The 26,751-nt window shown below is 68.9% G+C and carries 24 protein-coding genes; 23 read left to right on the plus strand and 1 reads right to left on the minus strand.

The genetic code is table 11. The features are described 5' to 3' along the window. Window positions 1-260: 260 nt before the first annotated feature. From KF887_03345 to KF887_03425, 17 genes are all read left to right on the plus strand, one after another. Window positions 261-1,097 carry a CoA synthetase gene (locus tag KF887_03345; protein QYK42178.1) on the plus strand — a complete coding sequence of 279 codons (837 nt, stop codon included), beginning with the start codon at window positions 261-263 and terminating at the stop codon, window positions 1,095-1,097. Then, complete coding sequence (locus KF887_03350; GenBank protein ID QYK42179.1) at window positions 1,094-1,849, plus strand: CoA synthetase; 756 nt, start codon at window positions 1,094-1,096, stop codon at window positions 1,847-1,849. Before KF887_03345 ends, KF887_03350 begins: the two co-directional genes overlap by 4 nt. Before the next feature lie 28 nt (window positions 1,850-1,877). After that, complete coding sequence (locus tag KF887_03355) at window positions 1,878-3,074, plus strand: CoA transferase (protein ID QYK42180.1); 1,197 nt, start codon at window positions 1,878-1,880, stop codon at window positions 3,072-3,074. 10 nt (window positions 3,075-3,084) lie between these two features. Then, window positions 3,085-4,128, plus strand: coding sequence for a 2-hydroxyacid dehydrogenase (locus KF887_03360; protein QYK42181.1), 1,044 nt, complete (start codon window positions 3,085-3,087; stop codon window positions 4,126-4,128). 9 nt (window positions 4,129-4,137) lie between these two features. Then, window positions 4,138-4,815 (plus strand): class II aldolase/adducin family protein, encoded by a 678-nt coding sequence (locus KF887_03365; GenBank protein QYK42182.1) that lies wholly within the window; start codon window positions 4,138-4,140, stop codon window positions 4,813-4,815. Between the two features lie 5 nt (window positions 4,816-4,820). Beyond that, window positions 4,821-6,332 (plus strand): carbohydrate kinase, encoded by a 1,512-nt coding sequence (locus tag KF887_03370; protein QYK42183.1) that lies wholly within the window; start codon window positions 4,821-4,823, stop codon window positions 6,330-6,332. Continuing rightward, window positions 6,329-7,876 (plus strand): acetolactate synthase large subunit, encoded by a 1,548-nt coding sequence (locus KF887_03375; protein QYK42184.1) that lies wholly within the window; start codon window positions 6,329-6,331, stop codon window positions 7,874-7,876. Before KF887_03370 ends, KF887_03375 begins: the two co-directional genes overlap by 4 nt. A gap of 11 nt (window positions 7,877-7,887) precedes the next feature. Continuing rightward, window positions 7,888-10,203, plus strand: coding sequence for a molybdopterin-dependent oxidoreductase (locus tag KF887_03380; protein ID QYK43416.1), 2,316 nt, complete (start codon window positions 7,888-7,890; stop codon window positions 10,201-10,203). A 4-nt stretch (window positions 10,204-10,207) separates the two neighbouring features. Then, on the plus strand, window positions 10,208-10,771 hold the full coding sequence (locus KF887_03385) for a peroxidase-related enzyme (protein ID QYK42185.1): 564 nt from the start codon (window positions 10,208-10,210) through the stop codon (window positions 10,769-10,771). 1 nt (window position 10,772) lies between these two features. After that, the gene (locus tag KF887_03390; GenBank protein QYK42186.1) at window positions 10,773-11,162 is read left to right on the plus strand and encodes a rhodanese-like domain-containing protein; all 390 of its coding nucleotides are present in this window, start codon (window positions 10,773-10,775) and stop codon (window positions 11,160-11,162) included. Between the two features lie 3 nt (window positions 11,163-11,165). Continuing rightward, window positions 11,166-12,563: an FAD-binding oxidoreductase gene (locus KF887_03395; protein ID QYK42187.1), complete on the plus strand. Its 1,398-nt coding sequence runs from the start codon at window positions 11,166-11,168 to the stop codon at window positions 12,561-12,563. 60 nt (window positions 12,564-12,623) lie between these two features. After that, on the plus strand, window positions 12,624-13,427 hold the full coding sequence (locus tag KF887_03400; GenBank protein QYK42188.1) for a hypothetical protein: 804 nt from the start codon (window positions 12,624-12,626) through the stop codon (window positions 13,425-13,427). Window positions 13,428-13,515: 88 nt separating this feature from the next. Then, window positions 13,516-13,938 carry a RidA family protein gene (locus KF887_03405; protein QYK42189.1) on the plus strand — a complete coding sequence of 141 codons (423 nt, stop codon included), beginning with the start codon at window positions 13,516-13,518 and terminating at the stop codon, window positions 13,936-13,938. A 17-nt stretch (window positions 13,939-13,955) separates the two neighbouring features. Then, window positions 13,956-15,437 carry an amidohydrolase family protein gene (locus KF887_03410; GenBank protein ID QYK42190.1) on the plus strand — a complete coding sequence of 494 codons (1,482 nt, stop codon included), beginning with the start codon at window positions 13,956-13,958 and terminating at the stop codon, window positions 15,435-15,437. After that, complete coding sequence (locus KF887_03415) at window positions 15,434-16,552, plus strand: FAD-binding oxidoreductase (GenBank protein QYK42191.1); 1,119 nt, start codon at window positions 15,434-15,436, stop codon at window positions 16,550-16,552. The genes KF887_03410 and KF887_03415 overlap by 4 nt, the downstream gene beginning before the upstream one ends. Before the next feature lie 13 nt (window positions 16,553-16,565). Further along, window positions 16,566-16,913, plus strand: coding sequence for a RidA family protein (locus KF887_03420; protein QYK42192.1), 348 nt, complete (start codon window positions 16,566-16,568; stop codon window positions 16,911-16,913). Then, window positions 16,910-17,827 carry an N-carbamoyl-D-amino-acid hydrolase gene (locus tag KF887_03425; protein ID QYK42193.1) on the plus strand — a complete coding sequence of 306 codons (918 nt, stop codon included), beginning with the start codon at window positions 16,910-16,912 and terminating at the stop codon, window positions 17,825-17,827. Before KF887_03420 ends, KF887_03425 begins: the two co-directional genes overlap by 4 nt. A gap of 110 nt (window positions 17,828-17,937) precedes the next feature. On the opposite strand, the gene KF887_03430 is transcribed toward KF887_03425, so the two are convergent. Further along, on the minus strand, window positions 17,938-18,837 hold the full coding sequence (locus KF887_03430) for a LysR family transcriptional regulator (GenBank protein QYK42194.1): 900 nt from the start codon (window positions 18,835-18,837) through the stop codon (window positions 17,938-17,940). 147 nt (window positions 18,838-18,984) lie between these two features. Between KF887_03430 and KF887_03435 the strand changes: the two genes are divergently transcribed. Genes KF887_03435 through KF887_03460 form a run of 6 tightly spaced genes read left to right on the plus strand, consistent with a single transcriptional unit; the run spans window position 18,985 to window position 26,745 of the window. Continuing rightward, complete coding sequence (locus KF887_03435) at window positions 18,985-20,340, plus strand: MmgE/PrpD family protein (protein ID QYK42195.1); 1,356 nt, start codon at window positions 18,985-18,987, stop codon at window positions 20,338-20,340. Window positions 20,341-20,342: 2 nt separating this feature from the next. Beyond that, the gene (locus KF887_03440) at window positions 20,343-21,584 is read left to right on the plus strand and encodes an FAD-dependent oxidoreductase (protein QYK42196.1); all 1,242 of its coding nucleotides are present in this window, start codon (window positions 20,343-20,345) and stop codon (window positions 21,582-21,584) included. 10 nt (window positions 21,585-21,594) lie between these two features. Further along, on the plus strand, window positions 21,595-21,849 hold the full coding sequence (locus KF887_03445) for a sarcosine oxidase subunit delta (protein ID QYK42197.1): 255 nt from the start codon (window positions 21,595-21,597) through the stop codon (window positions 21,847-21,849). Further along, window positions 21,846-24,641, plus strand: coding sequence for a (2Fe-2S)-binding protein (locus KF887_03450; protein ID QYK42198.1), 2,796 nt, complete (start codon window positions 21,846-21,848; stop codon window positions 24,639-24,641). Before KF887_03445 ends, KF887_03450 begins: the two co-directional genes overlap by 4 nt. After that, window positions 24,641-25,210, plus strand: a complete 570-nt coding sequence (locus tag KF887_03455; protein ID QYK42199.1) for a hypothetical protein — start codon at window positions 24,641-24,643, stop codon at window positions 25,208-25,210. Before KF887_03450 ends, KF887_03455 begins: the two co-directional genes overlap by 1 nt. Continuing rightward, window positions 25,207-26,745, plus strand: a complete 1,539-nt coding sequence (locus tag KF887_03460) for a trimethylamine methyltransferase family protein (protein QYK42200.1) — start codon at window positions 25,207-25,209, stop codon at window positions 26,743-26,745. Before KF887_03455 ends, KF887_03460 begins: the two co-directional genes overlap by 4 nt. The last annotated feature ends 6 nt before the right edge of the window (window positions 26,746-26,751 follow it).

A 26,751-nucleotide genomic window follows, 5' to 3' on the forward strand; every position in this document is an offset into this window, starting at 1 on the left:
CTGTCAGACACTGAAACCTCCCCATTGTTCCATAATATAGAACACTATTCCGTATTTCATTCTCTGACATGTTTTGCTTTTGTCAAGCCGTTCCGTGATGGCGCCGGTCAAAACCGTCAAGCGCAACCATATGCAAACGAAACAGATTTTCTTTTCCAAAGGTTACGGGGAATCCAGTTGACACCGAACGCGACCGGCGCTTATTCTGAAAAGCGGAAATGCGTTCCAATATATAGAACAAGAGATGACTGCCGGTGGTGATGGCCTATCCCAATCATCGCTGCGGAAGGGGGGGTGGGGTGCAGGACGACCTTCGCAGACTTGCCGGACACATCGAGGCAGGCATGCGCATCGCGCTGCCCGTCGACTATGCCGGCGTGTCGATGGCCATGACGCGGCCGATCATCGAGCGTGCTGCCGGCGACCTGCACCTGGTCTGCGTTCCCACCGGTGGGTTGCAGGTGGATCAGCTGATCGGTGCGGGACTGGTGCGTACGGTGGAAACAAGTGCCGTGACACTGGGTGAGGCGGGCGGTGCGCCGCAGTTCGCGCGTGCAGTCAGTGCGGGCGCCATCCTGATGCGCGACGCAACCTGCCCGGCAATTCACGCGGGCCTGATGGCTGCGCAGAAGGGCGTGCCCTTCATGCCGATTCGCGGCCTGATCGGGACCGATGTGCTGCGCTACCGCGACGACTGGCGGGTGATCGACAACCCGCTTGCGGATGGTGGCGACCCGATCGTGCTGATTCCGGCGATACGGCCTGACCTGACGGTCTTTCATGCCCCCATGGCCGACCGCGCGGGCAACGTCTGGATCGGGCGTCGGCGGGAACTGGCGGCCATGGCCTATGCCTCGGCAATCACCATCGTCACGGTCGAGCGGGTGGTCGACGAGAGCCTGCTTGCCAACGAGACGACCGCGGCTGGAACGCTGCCCGCGCTGTACGTCACCGATCTGGCGGTGGCGCCCGGAGGTGCCCGGCCCTATGGCCTCTGGGGCGAGTATGCCGCGGACACCGCCGAAATCGTGCGGTATGCGGCAGCGGCGCGCAGCGCCGAGGGGTTCGCCGCCTATATGGCCGGGGTGCCGGCATGATCCACGCAACGCCCCGTGAAATCCTGATCGCGGCGATTGCCGACCTGCTGGACGGGGTGCGCCACGTGGCTGTCGGCGCCTCGTCACCGATTCCGGCCGCAGCGGCGATGCTGCTGCGCGCCCGGAATGGCCGCAGGGGTGCGCCCGATGTCCGGATCTCGATCCTCGGGTCGGTCGAGCACAATTTCTTCACCAACGGGTCGGCTGAGCTGTTCGATTGCGCCGGGCAGGGCCGCATCGACGCATTCTTTCTGGGGGGTGGCCAGATCGACGGCCAGGGCAACGTGAATCTGGTTGGCGCTGGCGACTATCCGCAAACGGCTGTCCGGTGGCCGGGGTCGTTCGGGTCGGCCTATCTGTATTTCGTGGTGCCCCGTGTCATCCTGTTCCGCGAAGAGCACACGCCCCGCGTTCTGGTCGAGAGGGTCGACTTTGTCAGCGCCCCGGGCACCAGTCCGCCGGGTGTGCACCGCACGGGTGGCCCGATCGCCCTTGTTACCGGCAAGGCGCTGTTCGGCTTTGACCGCGATCGTCCGGGCTTTACGCTGCGGTCGGTGCATCCTGGCCATGACCTGACAGATGTGCTTGACGCGACCGGGTTCGGCTTCCGCCACGACGCCGAACCGCCCGAAACACCGGCGCCGGACCCGGACACGCTGGCCCTGCTGCGTGGCCGCGTGCTGGACGAGTTGGGGGAAACCTATCCTGCCTATGCCGCCGATCTGCGCCGCGAGACCACCGATTCCGACTGAACCACCGAACCGAACGACTGGACGTTGCATGTTTTCCCAAGGTTCCCTTGCCGATCTGAAGGTCATTGATGCCAGCCGTGTGCTGGGCGGCCCCTATGCGGGGCAGGTGCTGGCCGATCACGGCGCCGACGTGATCAAGCTGGAACCCCCGGCGGGCGACGAAACCCGCGGCTGGGGGCCGCCCTTCCTGGACGGGACGGCCAGCTATTTCCTGGGCCTGAACCGGAACAAGCGCGGCATGGCGCTGGACATGTCACGGCCTGCGGGGCGCGAGGTGCTGCTGCATCTGCTGGCGACGGCGGACGTGTTCATCGAGAACTTCAAGACGGGCACGCTGGAACGCTGGGGGATCGGGCAAAACGAACTGTCCGAGCGCTTTCCCCGCCTGATCCATTGCCGCATCTCGGGCTTTGGCGCCGACGGCCCGATGGGCGGGCTGCCCGGTTATGATGCGGCGATCCAGGCCACCTGCGGAATCATGAGCGTCAATGGAGAACTGGGGGGCGCGCCGCTGCGCGCGGGCCTGCCGGTGGTCGACATGGTGACCGGGCTGAACGCGGTGATCGGCATCCTTGCCGCGCTGCACGAACGCCAGACCAGCGGCCGCGGGCAGTTCGTCGAGGCCGCGCTTTATGATTGCGGCGTGTCGCTGCTGCATCCGCATCTGCCCAACTACTATCTCTCGGGCAAGGTCGCCGCGCCCTCGGGGAACGCCCATCCGAACATCTGCCCCTATGACACGTTCGCCACCGGCACCGACCCGGTGTTCCTGGCAGTCGGCAACAACCGCCAGTTCGAGACATTGTGTGACGTGATCGGTCGCCCCGATCTGCCGGGCGATCCGCGCTTTGCCACCAACGGCGACCGGAATATCCACCGCGACTCGCTGAAAACCGAACTGGAGGCGGCGCTTGCGGCCTTCGAATGCGCAACGCTTGTCGAACGCCTGATCACGGCGGGGGTGCCCTGCGGTGCCGTGCGCACCATCGACCAGGTGGTGGATGATCCGCATACCCGCCACCGCGAGATGGTGGTGGATATCGGCGCCTATCGCGGCACCGGCAGCCCGATAAAGCTGTCGCGCACGCCTGCGACCTATCGGTTGGCGCCGCCCCGTTTCGCCGAACATACGTCCGAGATCCTTGCCGAACACGCACTTGACGGCGAGGGCCTGCGCGACGTTCTGCCGGGGCTTGGCCCGACAGCGACCGCAAAGACGGCCTGAGGACGCAACCATGGACCAACTGACCGTCGGCATCATCGGTGACGGCTTCATGCAGCCGGAGTTCTTTGAACGGGCCTTGCGGGAACGCCTGACGGACCGGCCGCTGGACTTCCGTCGGATGGAGATCGACTGGCCGCTGCGGCGCCAGTCCACCAAACACGACCCGACGCTGCCGGTTGCAGAATTTGTCGGCCGCCCCGAAGAATACTTCGATTTCCTGGGCGATCTGGACGTTCTGGTTACCCATCTTGCCCCGATCACGGCCGACAGCCTTTGCCACGCGCCAAGGCTGCGCGTGATCGCGGTCTCGCGCGGCGGACCGGTGAACATCGAGATGTCGGCCGCGCGCGCGCGGGGCATAGCCGTGGTCAACACGCCGGGGCGCAATGCCTCGGCAGTGGCCGAATTCACGGTGGCATCGCTGCTGGCGGAAACGCGCAACCTGATCCGGGGGCACCTGACGGTCGCGGCAGGCGAGTTCCGGCGCGAGTTCTATCATTTCGACCATGCCGGTCCGGAACTCCGCGAACTGACCGTCGGTATCGTGGGCTATGGCGACATCGGCACACGCGTGGCGCGCCTGCTGCGGCCCTTCGGCTGCGCCATTCTGGTTGCCGATCCGTTCAAGACGCTGACCGATGAGGATCGTGCGGCGGGGATCGAGAAGGTTCCTTTCGACGATCTGCTGGCACGATCGGATGTGGTGACGCTGCATCCAAGGGTGACGCCGCAGACGCGGGGCATGATCGGGCGGGACCAGATCGCGCGGATGAAGCGCGGCGCCTATATCGTCAACACCACGCGGGGGCAGGTACTGGACTACACGGCACTGCATGACGCGCTGGTTTCCGGGCACGTCAGGGGGGCGGCGCTGGACACATTCGACCCCGAGCCGCCGCCGCCCGACTGGCCGCTTCTGAAACTGCCGAACGTGACGCTGTCGCCGCATATCGCCGGGGCATCGCGCTTTTCCATTTCCAAGGCTGCGGCCATGATCGCCGAGGACATCGCGCGCATCCTCGACGGGCGGCCGCCGCTCTATCCCACACCATAGGGGCATGACATGACGAACGACGACCTGGCCTTGCGCAGCGACCTGATCGAGGCCTGCCGCAGCATGAACCGCCTTGGCATCAACAAGGGCACGTCGGGCAACATCAGCGTGCGCAGTGGCGACGGCTTCCTGATCTCGCCCACGGGCATCCCCTATGACAAGCTGACACCTGACCATGTGGTGCAGATGAACTGGGACGCGACCTTCGCGGGTGACGTGCTGCCGTCCAGCGAATGGCGGTTCCACCGCGATTTGCTGCTGGCGCGGCCAGACCTGAATGCCGTGGTGCATACCCATTCGACCCACGCCACGACGCTTGCGATCATGGGGCGGGGCATACCGGCGATCCATTACGTCATCGCCGCTGCGGGCGGTGCCGACATCCGCTGCGCGCCCTACGAGATATTCGGGTCGCAGGAACTTGCCGACCGCGTGGTCACGGCAATGGAGGGGCGCCGTGCCTGCCTGCTCGCGCATCACGGGGTCATCACGGGTCATGTCTCGATCGCGCGCGCTCTGGCGCTGGCCGTGACGGTCGAGGAGCTGGCGCACCAGTATCTGATGTGCCTGCCCTTCGGAGAACCGCCGGTTCTGTCCGAGGCGCAGATCGCCGAGGTTCTGGTCAAGTTCAAGTCCTACGGGCAGCAGGGCACTACCGCCCTGGACGGGCTGCGACAGGCGTCCTGACGGTGATGGAACCGGTCCTGCTCTGTCTCGATTCCGGCACGACAGCGGTCAAGGCTGCAGCCTTCGACAGCCGCGGTCGTCTGGTCGCGTCGGCGCAGGCACCGAACGGGGCCCTGCGGCGGTCTGGCGACCGGGTCGAGCAGGACATGGAAGCCAGCCGTGACGAGGCTTTCGCGGTGCTTGCGTCATGCGGCGCACAGGTCGCGGGCCGCGTTGCCGGGATCGTGCTGACGGGACAGGGCGACGGCCTGTGGCCGGTCGACGGTGCGGGGGCCCCCGTGGGGCTGGCGATGACCTGGCTCGATGGTCGGGCAAGGGCTCTTGTGGCCGAGCTTGACCGCGACGGGACGCTGGCGGCGATCGAATGCATCACCGGGGCGCGGCCGACCGCCGCGTCGCAAAGCCTGCAGCTGCTCTGGCTCGGGCGGCACGATCCCGCGCGGTTCGCAAGGATCGCGCATGTGTTGCGCCTGAAGGAATGGGTGTTCCTTTCGCTGACCGGCCGGATGATGGCGGAACCCACCGCCGCGCTGCCGGTGTGGGGCGACTGGCGGACCGGCGCGATGGTGGCGGCGCTGCGGGACCGGTTGGGGCTGGATCACGACATCGCGCGCCTGCCCGAATTTGCGCCGGTGGGCCAGTGCCGTGCGGCGCTGGCGGCGGAGGCTGCGGCGCGTATCGGCGTGGCCGCAGGCGTGCCGGTGCTGCTCGGTCCCGGCGATGTGCAGGCGACGTTGATCGGCCTTGGTCTTGGCATCCGCGACGGTGTGACCCGGGCGTCCATCCTTGGCACCAGCTCGATCCACGCCTGCCTGGTGGCCGATCCGGCAGCGATGAAGGAAAAGCCTGCGGGCGCGATGATCCAGCCCTTTGTCATGGGTGGCGGTCATCTGTGCTTTCATCCCGGATTCAACGGCGCGACAGTGCTTTCTCACGTTGCGGGGCTGATCCCGGGCGCGGTCGGCGGGGGGCCCAGCTATTCCGCGCTCGTCATGCACCCGTTTCTGGAACCGGGGGGCGAGCGGGCACCCTGGACCTCGCCCCACGCCAGCGGCGCGATGTTCGGTCTGACCGCCGAAACCCGTCCCGATCAGGTCGCCTGGGCTGCGCGCGAGGCATTGGCCTTTGTCGCCCGGAGGAGCCATGACATGATGAACGCACCTCCGGGTGTTCTTTCGCTGGGGGGCGGGCTGGCGGGAGACAGGGATTTCGCGCAATTCCTGGCCACCGTCACGGGCGGGCCGGTGCAGCCCGCACCGGGCGGGCAGGCGGGGCTTCAGGGATTGGCGCTGCTGGGTGCGCGGCATCTGTTCGGCGCGGACGATGCCACGCTTGCGCGAGACTGGATACCGCCGCCACAAGATACGCTTGAACCCGCTGCGGGCGCCGATGCCACCTATGCCGCGGCCAAGTTCGCGTTGTTTGTCCGGCTGGTCGAGGCCACGTCCGCGCATTGGCCCGCGCTTTCCGGTCTTCGGACCATGGCCGAAACCCTGATGGACAGAAGATCACAATGAACGGCGCCGACCTGCTTTGCGAAACCCTTCTCGCCCATGACATCGACGTGTGTTTCGCAAATCCCGGCACGTCCGAGATGCATTTCGTCGCGGCCCTGGATCGCCAGCCGCGGATGCGCTGTGTTCTCGGGCTGTTCGAGGGCGTGGTCACAGGCGCGGCCGACGGCTATGCGCGGATGGCCGACAAGCCTGCGGCAACGCTGCTGCACCTGGGTCCGGGCCTCGCCAACGGGCTGGCGAACCTGCACAACGCGCGGCGTGCCGGAACCCCGATGGTGAACGTTGTTGGTGACCATGCGACCCATCACCTGATCCACGATGCCCCGCTGACTTCCGACATCGACAGTCTGGCCCGCCCGATGTCGCACTGGGTGGGCCGGGCAAAGACGGCCGACATGGTGGGCCTTCGCACACAAGAGGCGATCGCCGCCGCGCGTGACCGGGGCGGCCAGATCGCGACGCTGGTGCTGCATGCCGATGCCGCGTGGAACGATGTGGTGCAGATCGGCGCTGCACGGACTGAACCGCCCGTTCCGCCGCCGCCCCCGGCGGACCGGGTGCGCGCCGTTGCGCAGGCGCTGCGGTCCGGGCGCCGCACGACGATCCTGATCACCGGGCTTGCGCTGCGCCAGGCACAGACCGACCTTCTGGACCGGATTGCCGCTGCCACTGGCGCCCGGCTGATGGCCCAGCAGGCCAACGGCCGGATGCAGCGCGGGGCCGGGCGTGTCGCGCTGGACCGGGTGCCCTATGTGATCGACCAGGCTCTTGCGACCTTTGCGGACACCGGCCAGGTAATCCTGATCGGGGCGAAGGCGCCGGTCGGATTCTTCGCCTACCCCGGCAAGCCCGGCTCCATGCTGCCCGAAGGGTGCCGGGTCTTGTCTCTCGTGGAACCCAGCGATGATGTGGTCGCGGCCGTTGCGGCGCTTGCCGACGAGATCGGCGTGGGTGCCACGCCACCCCGCCACGCGGCCCGCGAACGCCCGCCGATGCCCACGGGTGCGCTGACGCCAGAGGCCATCGCCATCGCGCTGGCGCATCACATGCCGGTCGACGCCATCATCTGCGACGAATCCGTGACCTCGGGCCGCGATTTCTTTCGCCATACCTACGGGGCCGAACCGCATGATTTCCTGCAACTGACGGGTGGGGCGATCGGCCTGGGCATACCGCTTGCCACCGGTGCTGCCGTGGCCTGCCCCGACCGCAAGGTGGTGACCCTGCAGGCCGACGGCAGCGGGATGTACACGTTGCAGGGCCTGTGGACTCAGGCGCGTGAGCGGCTGGATGTCCTGACCATCATCTTCTCGAACCGTCGCTACCAGATCCTTCTGGGCGAACTGAAGAACGTGGGCGCGGGCACCCCCGGCCGGAATGCGAGCCGCATGCTGAATCTCGACAGTCCCGCGCTGGACTGGGTCAGCCTTGCGGCCGGGATGGGGGTCGAGGCGGTGCGCACCGACACGGCGCAGGGCTTTGCCGACCTGCTGCGTACCGCGGTCGGCCGCAAGGGGCCCTTCCTGATAGAGGCGATGATCTGATGGAGGCCGCGATGGGCAAGATCATACGGGTTCCGCATTGCAGCCATTGGGGGGCCTACACGCTGCTGGTGCAGGATGGGCGGATCGTCGGGGCCGAGCCCTTGCCGCAAGACCCCGCGCCATCGCGCATCATCGGCTCGGTGCGCGACTGGGCCGATCCGTCCCGGCGGGTGCTGCGGCCGATGGTCCGCAGGGGTTGGCTGGAGCGGCGCGAGGCGAGTGACCGGCGTGGCCGCGGGCAGGAGGAGTTTGTGCCCGTGGATTGGGACGAGGCCGTCGACCTTGTCGCGGGCGAGATCGCCCGCGTGTCGCGGACGCATGGCAATGCCGCGATCTTCGGGGGTTCCTACGGCTGGACAAGCTGCGGGCGCTTGCACCACGCACCCTCGCTGCTGAAGCGGATGCTGAACCTGACGGGTGGCTATACAGGCCATGTCGATACCTATTCCATCGCAGCCGGGCCGGTGATCCTGCGGCATGTGCTGGGCAGCGAGGACGCCTGCGGGGGGCTGGCCAACACGCTCGACACGATAGCCGACCATACCGAAACGCTGGTGGTCTTTGGCTCGCTGTCGCCGCGCACCGCACAGAACGAGGCAGGCGGGATCGGGCCGCACACGCTCGAATCGAACCTGCGCCGCATTGCCGACAGGGGTATCCGGGTCATCCACGTGTCGCCCCTGCGCGACGACCTGCCCGACTGGATGGGCGCCGAATGGTGGCCGATCCGCCCCAACACCGACACCGCGCTGATGCTGGGCCTCGCGGGCGAGATCGTGAAGGCGGGGCGCGAAGACCGTGACTTCCTGACGCGCTGCACCAGTGGCGCCGATGAATTTCTGTCTTACCTGCGGGGCGGTGACGGGACCGTCAAGGATGCGGCATGGGCCGCCCGGATCACCGGTCTGGACGCGCGCGATATCGCCGCGCTGGCCCGGCAACTGGTCGCAACGCGCAGCATGCTGACCGTCAGCTGGAGCCTTCAGCGCGCCCATCATGGCGAACAGCCGTTCTGGGCCGGTCTGGGTCTGGCGGCCGTGGCCGGCCAGATCGGCCTGCCGGGGGGGGGTGTGGGTTATGGCTACGGTTCGCTGGGCGGGGTGGGGGCGCCCATCAACCCGGGCAAGTCGCCTTTCATCCCGCAATTGCGAAGACCCATCGACAGCTTCATTCCGGTCGCCCGGATCAGCGACATGCTGCTGAACCCCGGCGGCAGCTTCACCTACCAGGGCGATACGCGCACCTATCCCGATACCCGGCTGGTCTACTGGGCGGGCGGCAACCCCTATCATCACCATCAGGACCTGAATCGCCTGTCAGAGGCCTGGGCCCGCCCCGAGACGATCATCGTGCAGGACCCGATGTTCACGGCTACCGCGCGGCGGGCCGACATCGTCCTGCCCGCATCGACATCGATCGAACGGAACGACATCGCAGGCAACAGGCGGTCGGATCTGATCCTGGCCATGCACAGGGCCATCGCGCCGCTGGGCCAGGCGCGGTCGGACTTCGACATCTTCGACGCCATTGCGCACAGGCTGGGCGTGGCGGCGGCCTTCAACGAGGGCCGGGACGAAATGGGCTGGCTGCGCCACATGTATGACGCCAGCCGTGATGATGCGCTGGCGCGGTTCGGCCACGAGATGCCGGATTTCGATACGTTCTGGCACGAGGGCCACGCCGCCTGCCCGGTGCGGGCAGGGCATACCTATCTGGCCGACTTCCGCGACCGGCCCGAGGACTTCGCGCTGCCGACGGAAAGCGGTCGGATCGTTCTTGGCAGCCAGACACTTGCCCGCCTGGATCTGGAAGACTGTCGCGCCCATCCCGCCTGGATGGAGCCCGCCGAATGGCTGGGTCGCGCGCGGGGGCCTGACGAATTCCACCTGATTTCGCACCAGCCTGCAGGACGCCTGCACAGCCAGCTTGAAACCGGCCCGTCCAGCCTGGCCGAAAAGCGCAACGGCCGGGAACAGGCCCGCATGAACCCACAGGATGCGGCACGCCTGGGGATCGCGGATGGTTCGACGGTGCGGATGTGGAACGACCGCGGCGCCTGCCTGGCCACCGCCACGCTGACCGACGGGGTGCGTCAGGGGGTCGTCGTGCTGCCGACCGGCGCCTGGTTCACGCCCACCGGCAACAGCGGGCTCGACATTGCGGGCAACCCGAATGTCCTGACGCTGGATATCGGCACCTCGCAGTTCGGGCAGGGCTGTTCCGCGCACACCTGTCTTGTCCGCATCGAACCGCATCACGGCGAGGCGGGTGACGCCATCGCCATCTATCAGTCGCAGCTCGCCGCGATCGCGGCGCAAGGGAGATAGCCCCATGACCGCCATCAGCCGCTTTCCGGTGCCCGAGATCGCCGACCTGCCCGACGACATCCGAAGCCGCATCCTTGCGGTGCAGGAAAAATCGGGCTTCGTGCCGAACGTGTTCCTGACACTCGCCCACCGGCCTGACGAGTTCCGGGCCTTCTTTGCCTATCATGACGCGCTGATGGACAAGCCCGGCCCGATCACCAAGGCAGAGCGCGAGATGATCGTGGTTGCCACGTCGAACGCCAACCAGTGCCAGTATTGCGTGGTCGCCCATGGTGCGATCCTGCGGATCCGGGCGAAGAACCCGCTGATCGCCGATCAGGTGGCGATCAACTACCGCAAGGCCGACATCACGCCCCGGCAGAGGGCGATGCTGGACTTCGCGATGAAGGTGTCGGCCTGCGCACAGGAGGTGGGCGATGATGACATGGCGGTGCTGCACGACCACGGATTCTCCGATGACGATATCTGGGACATCGCCGCAATCTCGGCCTTCTTCGGCATGTCGAACCGGCTGGCGAACGTCACCAGCATGCGGCCCAATGATGAATTCTATGCGATGGGGCGCTGAGATGGCCCGGGGCTACAAGGAGATGCTGGCCGAAGCCGATGCGCAGGTCATCTCGGTCACTCCGGACGAGATGGCGGCACGCGGCACCGACGTGGTGATGGTGGATATCCGCGACCCCCGGGAACTGGAACGCGAGGGGATGATCGAGGGCGCGTTCCATGCGCCCCGGGGCATGCTGGAATTCTGGATCGACAGGGAAAGCCCCTATCACAAGCCGGTCTTCGCAGAGCGCAAGACCTTCGTGTTCTACTGCGCGTCGGGCTGGCGGTCGCTGCTGGCCACCAAGGTCGCACAGGACATGGGGCTTGACGCACGCAACCTGCGCGGCGGTCTCGGCGCCTGGAAAGAGGCGGGCCAGCCGGTGGTTGAAAAGCCCGCGCGCAGGGCCTGAGGCATGGCCAGCCCGGCAGATCCGGCGCTGATGGCGCGGCTGGAACGGGTGCTGCCCCGGCAGGCGCTGCTCGCCGGCGACGCGATCGACCCGCAGTATCACGTTGACCATCGCGGTCGGCCATCCTGGCCGCCACGGTTCATCCTGCGGCCGGGATCGACGGACGAGGTCGCGGCCGCGCTGGCAGCCTGCAACGATTTCGGTCAGCCGATTGTCCTGCATGGCGGTCGCACCGGCCTGTCGGGCGGTCACCGGATCGCGGCGGGCGAGGGTGTGCTGTCACTGTCGCGGATGACGGCAATCGGCCCGGTCGATGGCACGGGGCCCACGGTCACCGTCGCTGCCGGTACCACCCTGCAAGCCGTGCAGGAGGCGGCCGACGCCGCGGGCTTCCTGTTCGGGGTCGACATCGGGGCGCGGGGCACCGCGACCATTGGTGGCAACATTGCCACGAACGCGGGGGGTATCCGGGTGCTGCGCTATGGCATGTTCCGCGCGCAGGTGGCGGGTCTGGAAACCGTGCTGGCCGATGGCACGGTGCTGAGTTCGATGCGCGGCCTCGACAAGGACAACACGGGCTATGACCTGAACCAGTTGTTCATCGGCAGCGAGGGCACGCTGGGGGTGGTGACGCAGGCGCTGTTGCGGCTGCATCCCAGACCCCGGTCGACCACCAACGCCTTGCTGGCGCTGCCCGGTCTGCCCGCCGCGCTGAACCTGCTTGCACGCCTGCGGGCCGACATGGGGCCCGCGCTGTCGGCCTATGAGATGATGCTGCCGGATATCTATCAGGGGGTGCTGGGGTTCCTGGGCATGGCGCCGCCGCTGCGCACGGCAGCGCCCGTCTATGTCCTGGCCGAGGCTCAGGCCCACCGAGACGACGACACCTCCGAACGGTTCATGGCCTGCCTCATGGCGGCGCTCGAGGCGGGGATGGCCACCGATGCCGTCGTCGCCCAGTCGGCGCGCGAGGCGCAGGCGCTCTGGACCTTGCGCGATGCCTGCAGCGATCACATCCGCACGCTCGACAACATCGCGGGCGGCGACATCAGCGTGCCGGTGCCCCGGATCGCCACTTTCCTGGATGAAAGCCGCGCGGCCCTGCGCCGGATCGACCCGGACATCGTGTTCCTGATCTTCGGTCATCTGGGCGACGGGAACCTGCACTACGTGATCCGGTCGCGGGACCGCGAGGCGACGATGGATGCGGTCTACCGGCTGGTGGCCGACCATCGCGGCTCGATCTCGGCCGAACACGGGATCGGCCTCGACAAGAAGAAATGGCTGCGTCTGAGCCGGAGCGACGCAGAGGTCGCCGCGATGCGTCGCATCAAGGCGGCACTTGACCCGCGGGGCATCCTGAACCGCGGTCGTGTGTTCGACCCGGCTCCCGCGACATAGGCCCATTGCAACCGCGCCGCCGTTGGGCAAGCCTGCATCGTCGGCACTGGGGGCATTCGGATGGCGGGGCTTGGCGACCGCGTGGCAGGCGACGCGCAGGCGATGGCGCAGGAGATTGCTGCGGATATCGCGGGGGGACGCGGTTTTCGGCTGTTCGGCGGTCTGGACGACGATCCGGCCGCGCTGGATCGCGCCTATGCCGTGCAGGACGCGCTGACCGGTCTGCGGGGCGGCGCGGCCGCGGTGGGCGGATACAAGCTCGCCTTCAACAGCGCGGCGTCGCGTGTCTATTATGGGCTGGCCGAGGGCTGCATCGCGCCGCTCTATGCCCGCGACATCCGGCAGGATGGCGCGGTGTTGCGGCTGGCTGATTTCCACAGCCTGGTGATCGAGCCCGAGATCTGCCTGGAACTGGGCGCGGATCTGCCCCACCGGCCCGACATGACGCCAGAGGAGGCCATGGCCGCCGTGGCGGCGATCCGCCCGGCGGTCGAGGTGATGGACCATCGCGGCGCCTTCGCGCTGGATCCCTCTGCGGCGCAGGCGGTGGCGCAGGGCATCTACACCGCCGGTGTCGTGCTGGGTGCACCGGTCTCACCCGGTCTGCTGCCGGCGCGCCACCGCACCACCACCCGCCTGGCGATCGCCGGGGCGGAGGTCGGCGCCCGTCTGGACGGTGCGCCGCAAGACCCGGCAGAGGGCCTGGTGTGGGCCGCGGGGGCGCTGGCGCGGCGGGGGTTTCGGCTGCGCGCGGGCATGATCCTGATGTGCGGCACGCATCTGCCGGTGCATCCCGTCGCGGCACCCGCAGCGGTTCTGGTCGAGATGGACGGCTTCGGTTCGGTCGGTTTTTCTGTGGTCTGAGGGGCGGAATTTTTTGCGCGCCGCTGCGGCGCGCTTGGCGCTACCGTTCTGTCGCAGGGTCCGTCCCTGTCACAGGAAAGGACGCGCCATGACCGACGCCCCCCGCATCTGCATCAACCCCGATACCCTGTCCCCCCCGACCGGGGCCCCCGGCAGCCCCTTCTATTCATGGGTCGTGCGGCGGGGACAGATGGTGTTCCTTGCCGGGATGTCGCCCTACGCGCGGGACAAGACGCTGGTCGGCACGACACTGGGCGAACAGACCCGGCAGTGCTTCCGCAACATGGCAGCGGCGATGGAGGCTGCGGGTGGCACCATCGCCGATGTCTGCAGCATCACCATCTATGTGCAGGCGACCGAGTTGCAGCGCGACGTCTACCCCGAGGTGAACCCGGCCTGCCACGAATTCTTCGGCATGGCCCCACCGGCCCGCGCCGTGATGGGCGGAATTGCCCTGCCGCGCCCCACGGAACTGGTAATGATCTCGGCCACTGCCGTGCTGCCCGGCTGACTCTGCAGGAGGACTGCATGCCCGACCATGCCGCAAGGGTCACCCATCTGAAGGGCGCCGACTGGGTGGTTGCCTGGGACGCGGCCGCGCGCCGCCACATCTATCTGCGCAATGCCGACCTGGTGTTTCGCGGCGACAGGATCGTCCATGTCGGCGCGGGCTGGCAGGGACAGGCTGACCAGGTCGTGGACTGCGCGCGCCGGATGCTGATGCCGGGCCTCGTGAACATCCACGCGCATCCGTCCTCGACGCTCGAGGCGAAAAGCCTGATCGAGGAGGTGGCGACCATCGAACTTGGGTCGTCGCTGCTCTACGACATCTACAAGTCGATCAACATCGGCGCCGCCTACAAGCGCGCCAGCCTGTCGGCTTCGCTGGCCGAACTGCTGAAGGGCGGTTCCACCACGGTGGTCGATATCTCCTATGTCCCCGCCGCCGGCACCTATCCGGCGGTCGAGGGCTGGGCGGAAACGATGGCCGACAGCGGCATCCGCGCCTATGTGGGCGCCCAGGCGGCAAGCGCGGTGCACTACACCCCCGACGGCCACACGCCCGCGATGCGCTGGGCGCCTGACGGCGGCGAACGCGCGCTGCGCGAGGCGGTGGACATCGCGGATGAGGCGGTGCGCCATGGCTCTGGCCGCGTCGGCGCCGTGCTGGCTGCCGCGCAGGCCGACAGCGTGACGCCCGAGCTGTTGCGCGACCTCAAGGCCGAGGCCCGGGCGCGCGGGTGGAGCACCTCGATCCACACCTCGCAATCGCCCATCGAGTTCCGCGAGATGGTGCACCGCACGGGGCGCACCTCGATCGGCTGGCTGGCCGATCAGGGGTTTCTGGATGACCGCACCATCCTCGCGCATTGCCTGTTCATGGATTGCCACCCCGACAACAACTGGCCCCCTGGCCTGCGCCGCGACCGTGCCATCCTGGCGGCGACCGGGGCGACGGTTGCCCATTGCCCGTGGATACAGGCCAAGAACGGCCGGATCATGCATTCCTTCGCCGGATACCTGCGCGACGGGCTGCGGGTGGGCATCGGCACCGATTGCGCTCCGATGTCAATGCTGGAGGAACTGCGCTGGGTCACGGTGATGAGCCGCGTGGCCGAAGGGTGGCGCCTGTCCACCACCACGGCGGATGTCCTGCACGCCGCGACCATCGCCGGGGCGGATGTCCTGGGGCGCGACGATCTGGGGCGGCTGGCGCCGGGGGCCAAGGCCGACATCCTGTCCATCGACCTTGACCATCCGCAGATGCTACCCACGCAGGACCCCCTGCGCTCGCTGATCTTCTATGCGCAGGAACGCCCGCTGCGCGATGTCTGGGTGGACGGGCGGCAGGTGGTGGCGGCGGGCGAAACGGTGTTCGTGGACCATGCCGCCGCGCTGGCGGAACTGTGCCCGGGCTTTGACGCCATGCTGGCCGATGTGGCGCGCCACGACCATGCGGGACGCGATCGCGCGGCGCTGTTTCCGCTGTCGCTGCCTGTGATGCCGTGACCGGCATCGTGGTGATCGGCGGCGGGATCGCCGGGGCATCGGCCGCCGCCGAACTTGCCACTGGCGCATCCGTCACCCTGCTGGAGGCCGAGGCGCGCTGCGGCACCCACGCCACGGGCCGATCCGCGGCCAGCTTTACCGAAGCCTACGGTGCCCCCGTCATCCGCCGCCTGGCCCGCGCCAGCCGCGCGTTCCTCGAAACGCCGCCCCCCGGGTTCGCGCAGGTGCCGATCCTGCGCCCGCGCGGCATGGTCACGGTGGCGCGGGCCGATCAGGTGGACCGGCTGACCGCCGAACTGGCCAAGGCGCAGGACCTTGCCCCCGCGATCCGCGCCATTCCGCCGGATGAGGTCGAGGCGATGGTGCCGATCCTGCGACCCCGCCGCATCGCCGCAGCCTTCTTCGAACCCACCCAGCGAGAGATCGATGTGGACGCCCTGCACCAGGGGTATCTGCGGCAGGCGCGGGCGCGGGGGGCGCAGGTGGTGACGGGGGCCGGGGTCAGCACCATCGGGCGCGACGGCACGGGCTGGCGCGTCGTCAGCCCGGCGGGCGAATTCCGTGCCGATGTGATCGTGAACGCCGCAGGCGCCTGGGCGGACCAGGTGGCAGAGATGGCGGGCCTGCCGCCGATCGGGATCACCCCCTATCGCCGCACCGCGTTCCAGGTTGCCGTTCCGGATGGGCTGGATGCCGCGCGCTGGCCGATGATCAACGACGTGGACGAGGCGTTCTACTTCAAGCCCGACGCGGGCCGCCTGTTCGTGTCGCCCGGTGATGCCACGCCGTCCCCCCCGATGGATGCCTGGCCCGATGACATGGACGTGGCCATCGGTGTCGAACGGCTCGAGGCGGCGACCACCCTGACGGTGCGGCGCGTGCTGCATGCCTGGGCGGGCCTGCGCAGCTTTGCCCCCGACCGGGTGCCGGTCGTGGGGTTCGAGGGGGCGGGGTTCTTCTGGCTGGCGGGGCAGGGCGGCTACGGCATCAAGACCGCGCCCGCCCTGGCCCGTGCCACCGCCGCGCTGATCCTGAACGGGCGCTTTCCCGACGATCTGACCGAAGGCGGGATTCACCCTGCCACCCTTTCCCCCGCGCGGCTGCGCGCCACCTGAACAGGAGCCTTCCATGTCCATCACCCGCATCGACCCCGGCCTGCGTTTCTGCAAGGCCGTCGTCCACAACGGAACCGTCTATCTGGCGGGGCTGACCGCCGGCGACCTGACCCAGGGCACCACCGGCCAGACCGAGCAGATCCTGGCCGCCATCGACGACTATCTGGCCCGCGCGGGCACCTCCAAGGCGAACCTGCTGACTGCGAACATCTGGCTGCGCGACATCGCGGATTTCGCGCTGATGAACGCCGCCTGGGATGCCTGGATCGACCGCGACAACATGCCGGTGCGCGCGACGGTCGAGGCGCGGCTGGCGGGCGATGCCTACCGCGTGGAAATCCAGGTCACGGCGGCGCTATGACCCGCGCCCTGACGATTGCGGTCTGCCAGACCGGCCCGATCCAGCGCAGCGCGACACGGGCGGAGACGGTGGACCGCCTGCTGCACCTGCTCGAGACCGCCGCGGGAATGGGCGCGGAACTGGCGGTGTTCCCCGAGATGGCGCTGACCACGTTCTTTCCGCGCTGGCACCTGACCGACGCGGACGAGATCGCCGCCTTCTTCGAGGCGGCGATGCCCGGCCCCGACACCGCGCGCCTGTTCGCGGCCGCCGCGCGGCTGCGCTGCGGATTTGCGCTGGGATACTGCGAGGCGGCGGCGGATGGCCGGTTCAACACCGCGATCCTTGCAGGCCCCGACGGGCAGGTGATCGGCAAGTATCGCAAGGTGCATGTGCCCGGATCGGACAGGCCGCAGGACGGCACCACGGTGCATCTGGAGCGGCTGTATTTCGACCCCGGCAACCTGGGCTTTCCGGTGTTCGACTACCGGGGTGTCCGCGTCGGCATGGCGATCTGCAACGACCGGCGCTGGCCCGAAACCTACCGGATGCTGATGCTGAACGGGGCCGAGGTGGCGCTGATCGGCTACAACACGCCGCAGGTTCTGGCCGAGGCGCCGGCGCTGGCGCATCTGCGGATGCTGCACAACCACCTGCCGATGCAGGCGGGGGCGTATCAGAACACGCTCTGGGTGGCCGCCGCCGCCAAGGCGGGGCTGGAGGATGGGCAGGCGCTGATCGGGGGGTCGTGCATCGTGGCGCCCACGGGCGAGATCGCGGCGCTGGCGATGGGGCTGGGGGATGAGGTGATCGTGCACCGGGCCGACCTTGACCTGATCGCCGCCTGTCGCCGGGTGAATTTCGACTTTGCCGCCTATCGCCGCCCCGACCAGTATCGCGCCATTTCCGAGCGGGCGGGTCCGGTCGGCGCCTGAGCGTCCCACGGTGGGACATTTTCTGCGCCCAATGGAATCAAGGCGTTACGATTCCGGATTCATGATCCGGTAACCTTTGCCGGTGAAAGGGGCGGACGCCTTGGCGGGCGTCAGCCGTTCAGCCGGGCGCCCGCCGCCACCAGGTGATTGAACAGGCGGTCCACCGAGGCCCCGCGCGCGCCGCCACGGTTCTGCAGGTAATAGGTCCAGGGGCTGGCCGGGCGCAGCGCGAAGGGTTCGGCAAGCAGCTTGCGGTGCAGATAGACCTGCGCCAGCGAGGTCAGCGCGATCGTCACGCCCTGTCCCTCGGCCGCAAGTTCGAGCGCGACGTTCGATGCGTTGGTCTTGAAATGCGCCACACGACCGCCGCCGTCGATCTGGGCCAGGTCCGGGGTCGCCAGCGCGTCGGCCATGATGGCCCAGTATTCCTGCCGCCCCGCGATCAGCACCTTGCCGTGGTCGATCAGGTCGGCCGGTTCGCGGATGGTTCCGGCAACATCCGGCGCGCAGAGCAGCGACAGGGTCTCGCGCCAGAGGGGCTGCGCCCCCGGCGGAACCTCGTCGTCGCGGTTCACGGTGATCACCAGATCCGCGATGCGGTCATCCGCCTCTTCCCAGACGGTGCCATGGATCGTCACCTCGATGTCGGGGCGTGCCCGGTGGAATTCGGCCACGCAGGCGGGCAGCCAGTTCTCTGCCAGGCTGAAGGGGCAGGCGACGATCACGCTGCGGTCGCGTCCGCCGGTCATCACCGCGTCGGTGGCGTTGTCGATCTGGGTCAGCGCCTGCCGCAGGGTGGGCAGGAACGCCGCGCCCATCTCGGTCAGTTGCAGGCTGCGGGCGTTGCGCACGAACAGGTCGCGGCCGACGTATTTTTCCAGCGCCCGCACATGGGTGCTGATGGCGGCCTGGGTATAGCCCAGTTCCTGCGCGGCGCGGGTAAAGCTGAGATGCCGGGCGGCGCATTCGAAGGAGCGGATGAAGTTCAGCGGCGGTGGCGGGCGGTTCATCGGTGTCTTTGTCCCCAGGTGTCACAGATTCCGCGGTGACGGCCCCATGACAACAGTTTTCTTGTGCCAAGACCCCGAAACTATCGCGTGTAAGGGGCGCTGCACAATTATATCACAGGGAAAGGACCGTGCAGGAAGGGACGCATCATGCAGGGCGCAACGGCTGCCGCAGGCGATGTGCTTGCCCGGGTCACGCGGTTCGCCCTGGGGCTTTCGCCACAGCACATCCCGCCCGGGGCGATGGACCGCGCCGCGCTGATGCTGCTGGACACGCTGGGCATCGTGGCCGCGGCGGGGCCCATGGCGGCGGGGGTCATCGCGCGCGATACCGCCGCGATGCTGTTCGGTGCGGGTGACGGGGGCCCGGCGGCGCGGATGCTGTTCGACGGGCGCCGGGTCAGCGCGGCGGGGGCGGTGTTTGCGGCCGCGACGCAGACCGACAACCTTGACGGGCATGACGGCTACAACCCGACGAAGGGGCATATCGGCGTGGTCACGGTGCCCACGCTGGCCGCGCTGGCCGAGACGCGCGACCTGTCCGGCCCCGAGGCCCTGGCCGCCCTGGTCGTGGGCTATGAGGTGGCCGGGCGCGCGGGCATCGCGCTGCATGCCACGGTCAGCGATTATCACACGTCGGGCGCGTGGAACGCCCTGGGGGTGGCCGCGATGGCGGCCCGGTTGCGGGGGCTGTCGGACGCACAGTTGCGAGAGGCACTGGGGATTGCCGAATACCACGGCCCCCGCAGCCAGATGATGCGCGAGATCGCGACGCCGACGATGCTGCACGACGGGTCGGGCTGGGGCGCGCTGGCGGGGATGGCGGCGGCGGTGATGGCCGAGCGCGGGTTCACCGGCGCCCCGGCCGTGACGGTCGAGGCCCCCGAGGCGGCGCCCCATTGGGACGATCTGGGCCGGTTCTGGCAGATCGAGCATCAGTATGTGAAACCCTATCCCACCTGCCGCTGGGCCCATGCGGCGGTGGACGCGGCGCGCGAGGTGATGCTGGCCCACGGCCTGCGGCACGACCAGATCGCGCGGGTGCATGTGCGCAGCTTCGACTATGCCGCCGCGCTGTTCCAGGGGATGCCCGACACGACGTCGAAGGCGCAGTATGCGCTGCCTTTCCCGGTGGCGGTGATGCTGGTGCATGGACGCATCGGGCTGGAGCATATCTCGGGTGCGGGACTGTCCGATCCGGTGGTGGCGGCGATGGTCGCGCGCACCACGGTGGCGCCGGACCCCCGCCACGAGGCGCGCTATCCGGCGGGCCGCTGGGCCGATGTCGACCTGGTGCTGACGGACGGGCGCGTGCTGTCATCGGGCGACACCCATGCCCGCGGCGGACCCGAGCGGCCCTTTGGCAAGGCGGAGATCGTGGCGAAGTTCCACGAGTTCGCCGATCCGGTGCTGGGGGCGGGCCGGGCGGCGGCGCTGCGCGATGCGGTGCTGGCGTTGCCCGGCGACGGCAGCCGTTTCGCGCATGTCGCGCAGCATCTCTACTAGGGATGGTCCTTCGGCTTCTGAAATATGGCCTCAGCCGCGGCTATCCGGTCACCGGCGACCTGCCGCCCACGCCTGACCTGCGCGCGTCCTATGACGTGGTGATCGTGGGCGGCGGCGGGCACGGGCTGGCCTGCGCGCATCATCTGGCCAAGTATCACGGCATCCGCAGCGTCGCCGTGCTGGAGAAGGGGTGGCTGGCGGGCGGCAACACCGCGCGCAACACCACCACGATCCGGTCGAACTACATGACGATGCAATCCATCGCCTTCTACAAGGAGGCCGTGGCGCTGTATGAAGGCATGTCGGAGGAGCTGGATTTCAACGTCATGTTCTCGCAGCGCGGGCAACTGACGCTGGCGCATTCCGAGGCCACGTTGCGCGCCTTTCACCTGCGCGCGGAGACCGGGCGGCACATGGGCATCGGGATCGAGGTGATCGGCCCCGACGAGGTGCGCGCCCGGGTGCCGGAACTGAACATGGACCGGGGGGGCGCGCTGGAGATCATCGGCGGTCTCTGGCATCCCGACGGCGGCACGGCGCGGCATGACGCGGTGGCCTGGGGCTATGCGCGCGAGGCGTCGCGGCGGGGGGTGGAGATTCACCAGCGCACGGCGGTGACCGGGTTCGGCGTGACCGGCGACCGCGTCACGCAGGTGCAGACCGACCGGGGGGTGATCAACGCGGGCGCGGTGCTGATCGCCTGCGGCGGCATGAATTACGACATGGCGCTGCGGGCGGGGGTGGACCTGCCGATCCGGTGCTTCCCGTTGCAGGCGATGGTGACCGAGCCGGTGAAGCCCTGGCTGCATACGCTGGTGTCCTCGGTCAGCCTGCATACCTACCTCGTGCAGTCGTCGCGCGGCGAGGTGGTGATCGGTGGCGGATCGGACCCCTATCAACTGTATTCCACCCGTTCGACCCTGGACCTGAAGGAACATCTGGCCGAAGGCGCGGTGCATCTGTTCCCCTTCCTGCGGGGCCTGAAGGTGCTGCGCCAATGGGCGGGGATCACCGACATGACGCCGGACTACAGCCCGATCATGGGCGCCTCGCCCCTGGACAACCTGTGGCTGGATTGCGGCTGGGGCACCTGGGGGTTCAAGGCGACGCCGGTGGCGGGCAAGCGGATGGCCGAGTGCATCGCGACGGGAAGGGTGCCCGAGGTTCTGGCGCCCTTTGCCCTGTCACGGTTCGCGCGGTTCGATCTGGTCAACGAAATGGGCGCCACGGCGGCCAGTCACTAGGGGGGATGGGATGAAGCTGCTCACATGCCCCCTGAACGGGCCACGGAACATCGACGAATTCCAGTACCTGGGGCCGTTGCGCCCCGATCTGGCCGAGGGTGCCGCCGATGCCGACTGGGCCGCGCATCTGTTCCGGGCGGAAAACCGCCCCGGCCCGATGGTGGAATGGTGGCGGCACACGCCGTCGAACACGGTGTTCCTGGCCGAACGCCATACCCTGACCGACACCATCCTGCGCACCTGGCTGCCCGGGGCGAAACCATGACGCGCCTGCCCGCCCCGTTTGGCACGCGGATCGACCGCACGCGGCCTGTGTCCTTCCGGTTCGAGGGGCGCAGGGTGCAGGGCTATGCGGGCGACACCATCGCCAGCGCGCTGATGGCCGACGGCCAGATGATGCTGTCGCGGTCGTTCAAGTATCACCGCCCGCGCGGCGCGTTCGGCCTTGCGGGCGCCGAGGCGAACACGCTGGTGCAGGTGGGGGCCGAACCGAACGTGCAGGCCGACCTGCGCGAGGTGGCGGAGGGCATGGAGGTGACGGCGCAGAACGTCGCGGGGTCGCTGGCCTTTGACCGGGACGCGGCGATCGGGCTTTTCGCGCGGTTCCTGCCCGTGGGGTTCTATTACCGCACCTTCATGGGGCCGACGCGGCAGGCCTGGCTGCGGTTCTGGGAGCCGCGCATCCGCGCGAAGGCGGGGCTGGGCCGCGTGGACACGGGCGCGCGGTTCCCCCATGGCGACAAGGCGCATCTGCATTGCGATGTTCTGGTGGTGGGGGGTGGGCCTGCCGGACTTGCGGCGGCGTCCGAGGCTGCCCGGGGTGGTGCGGACGTGATCCTGTGCGACGCGGGGCCGGAACCGGGCGGCAGCCTGTGCCACGCGCCGCAGGGGGCGGCCAGCGCGCCCGAAGGCGTGCGGCTGATGACGCGCACGGCCTGCACCGGGTGGTTTGCCGACAACTGGCTGTCGCTGGTGCAGGGGGGCACGCTGTGGCGGGTGCGGGCGCGGCAGGTGATATTCGCGGTGGGCGGGATCGAGCAGCCTGCCGTGTTTCGCAACAACGACCTGCCGGGGATCATCTCGGCCGGGGCGGTGCGGCGGCTGATCCGGCTGCATGGCGTGGCCCCCGGGCGTCGGGCGGTGGTGCTGGCCGGGACGCCCGAAGGGCTGGACGCGGCCGAGGACCTGGCCGCGGCGGGCATCGCCATCGCGGCGCTGGTTGTGCCCCGCCCCCTGCCGGGGCACGAGGGGCGGATCGCGGCGCTGGGGTGTCCGGTCATCGCGGGCCGCATCGAGGAGGCTTCCGGCCGTGCCCGCGTGGCCCGGGTGCGCGTGGCGGGGTCCTGGGTGGATTGCGACTGCGTGGCGGTCAGCGTGGGGCAGGCCCCTGCCTGGCAACTGCCCTGTCAGGCGGGCGCTGTGCTGGGTCACGATACGGCCAGCGAACGCTTCGTGCTGCGGCTGGACCGGCCCGGCCTGCATCTGGCGGGAACGGTGAATGGCTATGCCGGCCATGCGGCCGTGGTGGCGGATGGTCGCCGGGCGGGGGCGGCGGCGCTGCGCGCGCTGGGCATGTCCGCCGCGGCGGAACCTGCGCCGAAGGATATCGACGCCGCGCTGTCGTTCTGGCACCAGCCGCTTGACCCGCACCCGGGCGGCAAGGATTTCGTCGATCTTGACGAGGATCTTCAGGTGGCCGACCTGATCAACGCGGTGGCCGAAGGGTATCGCGAGCTGGAACTGGTGAAACGCTTCACCACCGTCGGCATGGGGCCCAGCCAGGGCCGCCATTCCGCCCTTGCAACCGCCCGTATCGTGGCCGAGGCGACCGCGCGCGAGGTGGCCGAGGTGGGTGTCGCCACGGCCCGCCCCCCGGCCATGCCCGAGGCGCTGGGGACGCTGGCGGGTCACGGCCACACTCCGGAGCGGCGCACCGCGCTGCACGCGCGGCACCTGCGCCTCGGGGCCGAGATGAAGCCCGTGGGGGCCTGGTGGCGGCCCTATCTTTACGGCCGTGGCGACCGCGAGGCGCTGATCGCGGCCGAGGTGGCGGCGGTGCGCACCGGCGTGGGTCTTCTGGACGTGTCCACCCTGGGCAAGCTGGAGGTGCGGGGGGCGGATGCGGGCGAGTTCCTGGATCGCATCTACACCATGTCGCATGGCACGCAGCCGGTGGGGCGCGTGCGCTATTGCCTGATGCTGAACGAGATGGGGGCGGTGGTCGATGACGGCGTGGCGCTGCGGCTGGCGCCCGACCGGTTCTATGTGACCGCGACCACGGGCGCGGTGGCGCGGGTCTATGCCGACATGGCGATGTGGAATGCGCAATGGGGGCTGCGGGTGGACGTGGCCAACCTGACCGGCGCCTTTGCCGGGCTGAACGTGACCGGGCCGGGGGCGCGCGACGTGCTGGCGCGCCTGCCCGGCGACATTGATTTTTCGCGCGACGCCTTTCCCTATCTGTCCGGCCGCGAAGGGGTGGTCGCGGGCGTGCCGGTGCGGGCCATGCGGATCGGGTTCACGGGCGAGCTGAGCTATGAGCTGCACTGCCCCGCCAGCCATGCGCCCGCCCTGTGGGACGCGGTGATGGCCGCGGGCGAGGTGCGGCCCTACGGGCTGGAGGCGAGCCGGATCCTGCGGCTGGAGAAGGGGCATATCCTGATCGGGCAGGACACGGATGCGCTGTCGTCACCCGATGAGCTGGGCATGGGGTGGGCGCTGTCGTCGAAGAAGCCCTTCCATGTGGGCAAGCGGTCGGTCGAGATGCGGCGCAGGCTGGGGGTGACGCGGCGGCTGGCGGCGATTGCCTTTCCGGCGGGAACCAGGGGGTTGGGCGAAAGCTGCCTTGTGCTGGCGGACGGCGTGCCTGCGGGGCATGTCACATCGGTCGCGCAGTCGCCCACGCTGGGGCACCCCATTGCGCTGGCGTTCGTGCCTGCCGCATTGGCGGCGCCGGGGACCGGGATCGCCATCCGCGCCCGCGATGGCAGCACGGTGACGGGCACCGTGACGGGGCACGCCTTCCTTGACCCCAAGAACACCCGGCAGGAGGGATGATGGCGATCTATCCCCTTTCCCCCGGTGGGGCGGCCGAAGCCGAGGCGGGGCTGCTTGGCACAGATGGCGGGCTGACGGTGGCCGACCGCACCCCCTGGCCGCGCCTTGGCATCAAGGGGCCGGGCGCGGCCGACTGGCTGGCCGGGGCGGGCGTGGCGCTGCCGGCACCGAACCTGATTGCCGCGCTGCCGGGAATGGCGGTGCTGCGCCTTGGCGGGAATGACGTGACGATCCTGGGCGACCTCGCCGATCCCGCCCCGCTGGCCGACCTGCGCGCGCGGTGGGATGCGGAACCCGGCCCGAAAGGCTGGTCGAGCTGGCGCGAGGAGGGGTGGGCCTGGCTGCACCTGTCCGGCCCGGCGCTGCCGCTGGTGCTGGCGCGGCTCTGCGCGGTGGACCTGCGCCCGGCGCGGTTCGCCCCGGATGCCATCGCGCAGACCCGGTTCGCCCAACTGGATGCCGTGGTGATCCGCCGTGACGGCGGCGCCGAGGTGCTGTTCGATGTGACCGCCACCGCCGCCTGCCTGCGCGACATCCGCGCCGCCGCAACCGAAGGAGCCATCCCATGAGCGACGAGAAACGCGGCGGCGGGCGGCGGGGCAAGTCGGCCCGCAGCGGGGGCGGGCTGGCGCAACTGCCCTGGCGGTCGGTGGAAAACCCCTATCCGCCGATGCAGATGGCCAGCCCCGACCAGATGCAGGCGCTGCACGACACCTCGATCCGCATCCTGTCGGAACTGGGCATCCGCGTCATGGGCGACCGGGTGCTGGACCTGTTTCAGGCTGCGGGCGCCATCGTGGACCGGGACGAAAAGGTGATCCGCATCGACGAGAGCATCGTGGCGCAGGCCCTGCGCACGGTGCCCGCGACCTTCACGCTGACCTCGCGCAACGTGGCCAAGCGGCTGACCTTCGGGGGAAGGGCGCTGAACTTCGGCCTCGTGGCGGGCCCGCCCAACGTGCATGACCGGGTGCGCGGGCGCAGGTCGGGCAATCTGGCGGATTATCAGGATTTCATCCGCCTGGCGCACCATTTCAACGCCATCCACATGATCGGCAACCAAGTGACATCGCCGCAGGAACTGCCTGCGAACAATCGGCATCTGGACACCTACCACGCCAACCTGACGCTGTCGGACCTGACGTTCCACTGCACGGCCATCGGACGGGGGCGGGCGATGGACGGCATCCGCATGATGGCCATTGCGCGGGGGATCACGGTTGAGCAGATGGCCGCCGACCCGGGCGTGACCACCATCATCTCGGTCAACTCGCCCCGCCTGTTCGACGACGCGATGGGGGAGGGGCTGATCGCCATGGCCGAACACGGCCAGCCGGTGACCGTGACGCCCTTCACGCTGATGGGCGCGATGACCCCTGTGACCCTGCCCGCAGCCCTGGCCCAGCAGAATGCCGAGGCGCTGTTCGGCGTGGTGCTGACGCAACTGGTGCGCCCGGGCACGCCTGTGATGTACGGGGCCTTTACGTCGAACGTGGACATGCGGTCGGGCGCGCCTGCATTCGGCACGCCCGAGAATACAAAGGCCAACGTCATCGCGGGGCAACTGGCGCGCCGCTACAACCTGCCCTACCGCAGCTCGAACTCCAACGCCTCGAACGCCTGCGATCTGCAGGCGGCCTATGAGACGGCAATGGCGACATGGGGCGCGGTGCTGGGCGGCGCGAACCTGATCTATCACGCGGCGGGCTGGCTGGAGGGTGGGCTGACGGCGAGTTTCGAGAAGCTCGTGCTGGATGTGGAGATCCTGCAGAACATCATGGAAATCCTGCGGCCCATCGACTTTTCAGCCGATGAGCTGGGGTTCGACGCGATCGCGTCCGTGCCCACGGGCGGGCATTTCTTTGGCGCCGACCACACCATGCAACGCTATGAGACCGCCTTCTACCGCCCGCTGCTGTCCGACTGGACAAACTATGGCGGCTGGGAGGCCGCGGGGTCCAGGGATGCCGCCGAGCGCGCCACCGCGATCTGGCAGCAGGCGCTGGCGGAATATGAGGAACCGAAGCTGGACCCTTCTGTGCGCGAGGAACTCGACGCCTATGTGGCCAAGCGCAAAGAGGAAATCGGAGGGAACGAGCCATGACCGAGA

The organism is Paracoccaceae bacterium, assembly GCA_019454225.1.
In the GTDB taxonomy this organism is placed as follows: domain Bacteria; phylum Pseudomonadota; class Alphaproteobacteria; order Rhodobacterales; family Rhodobacteraceae.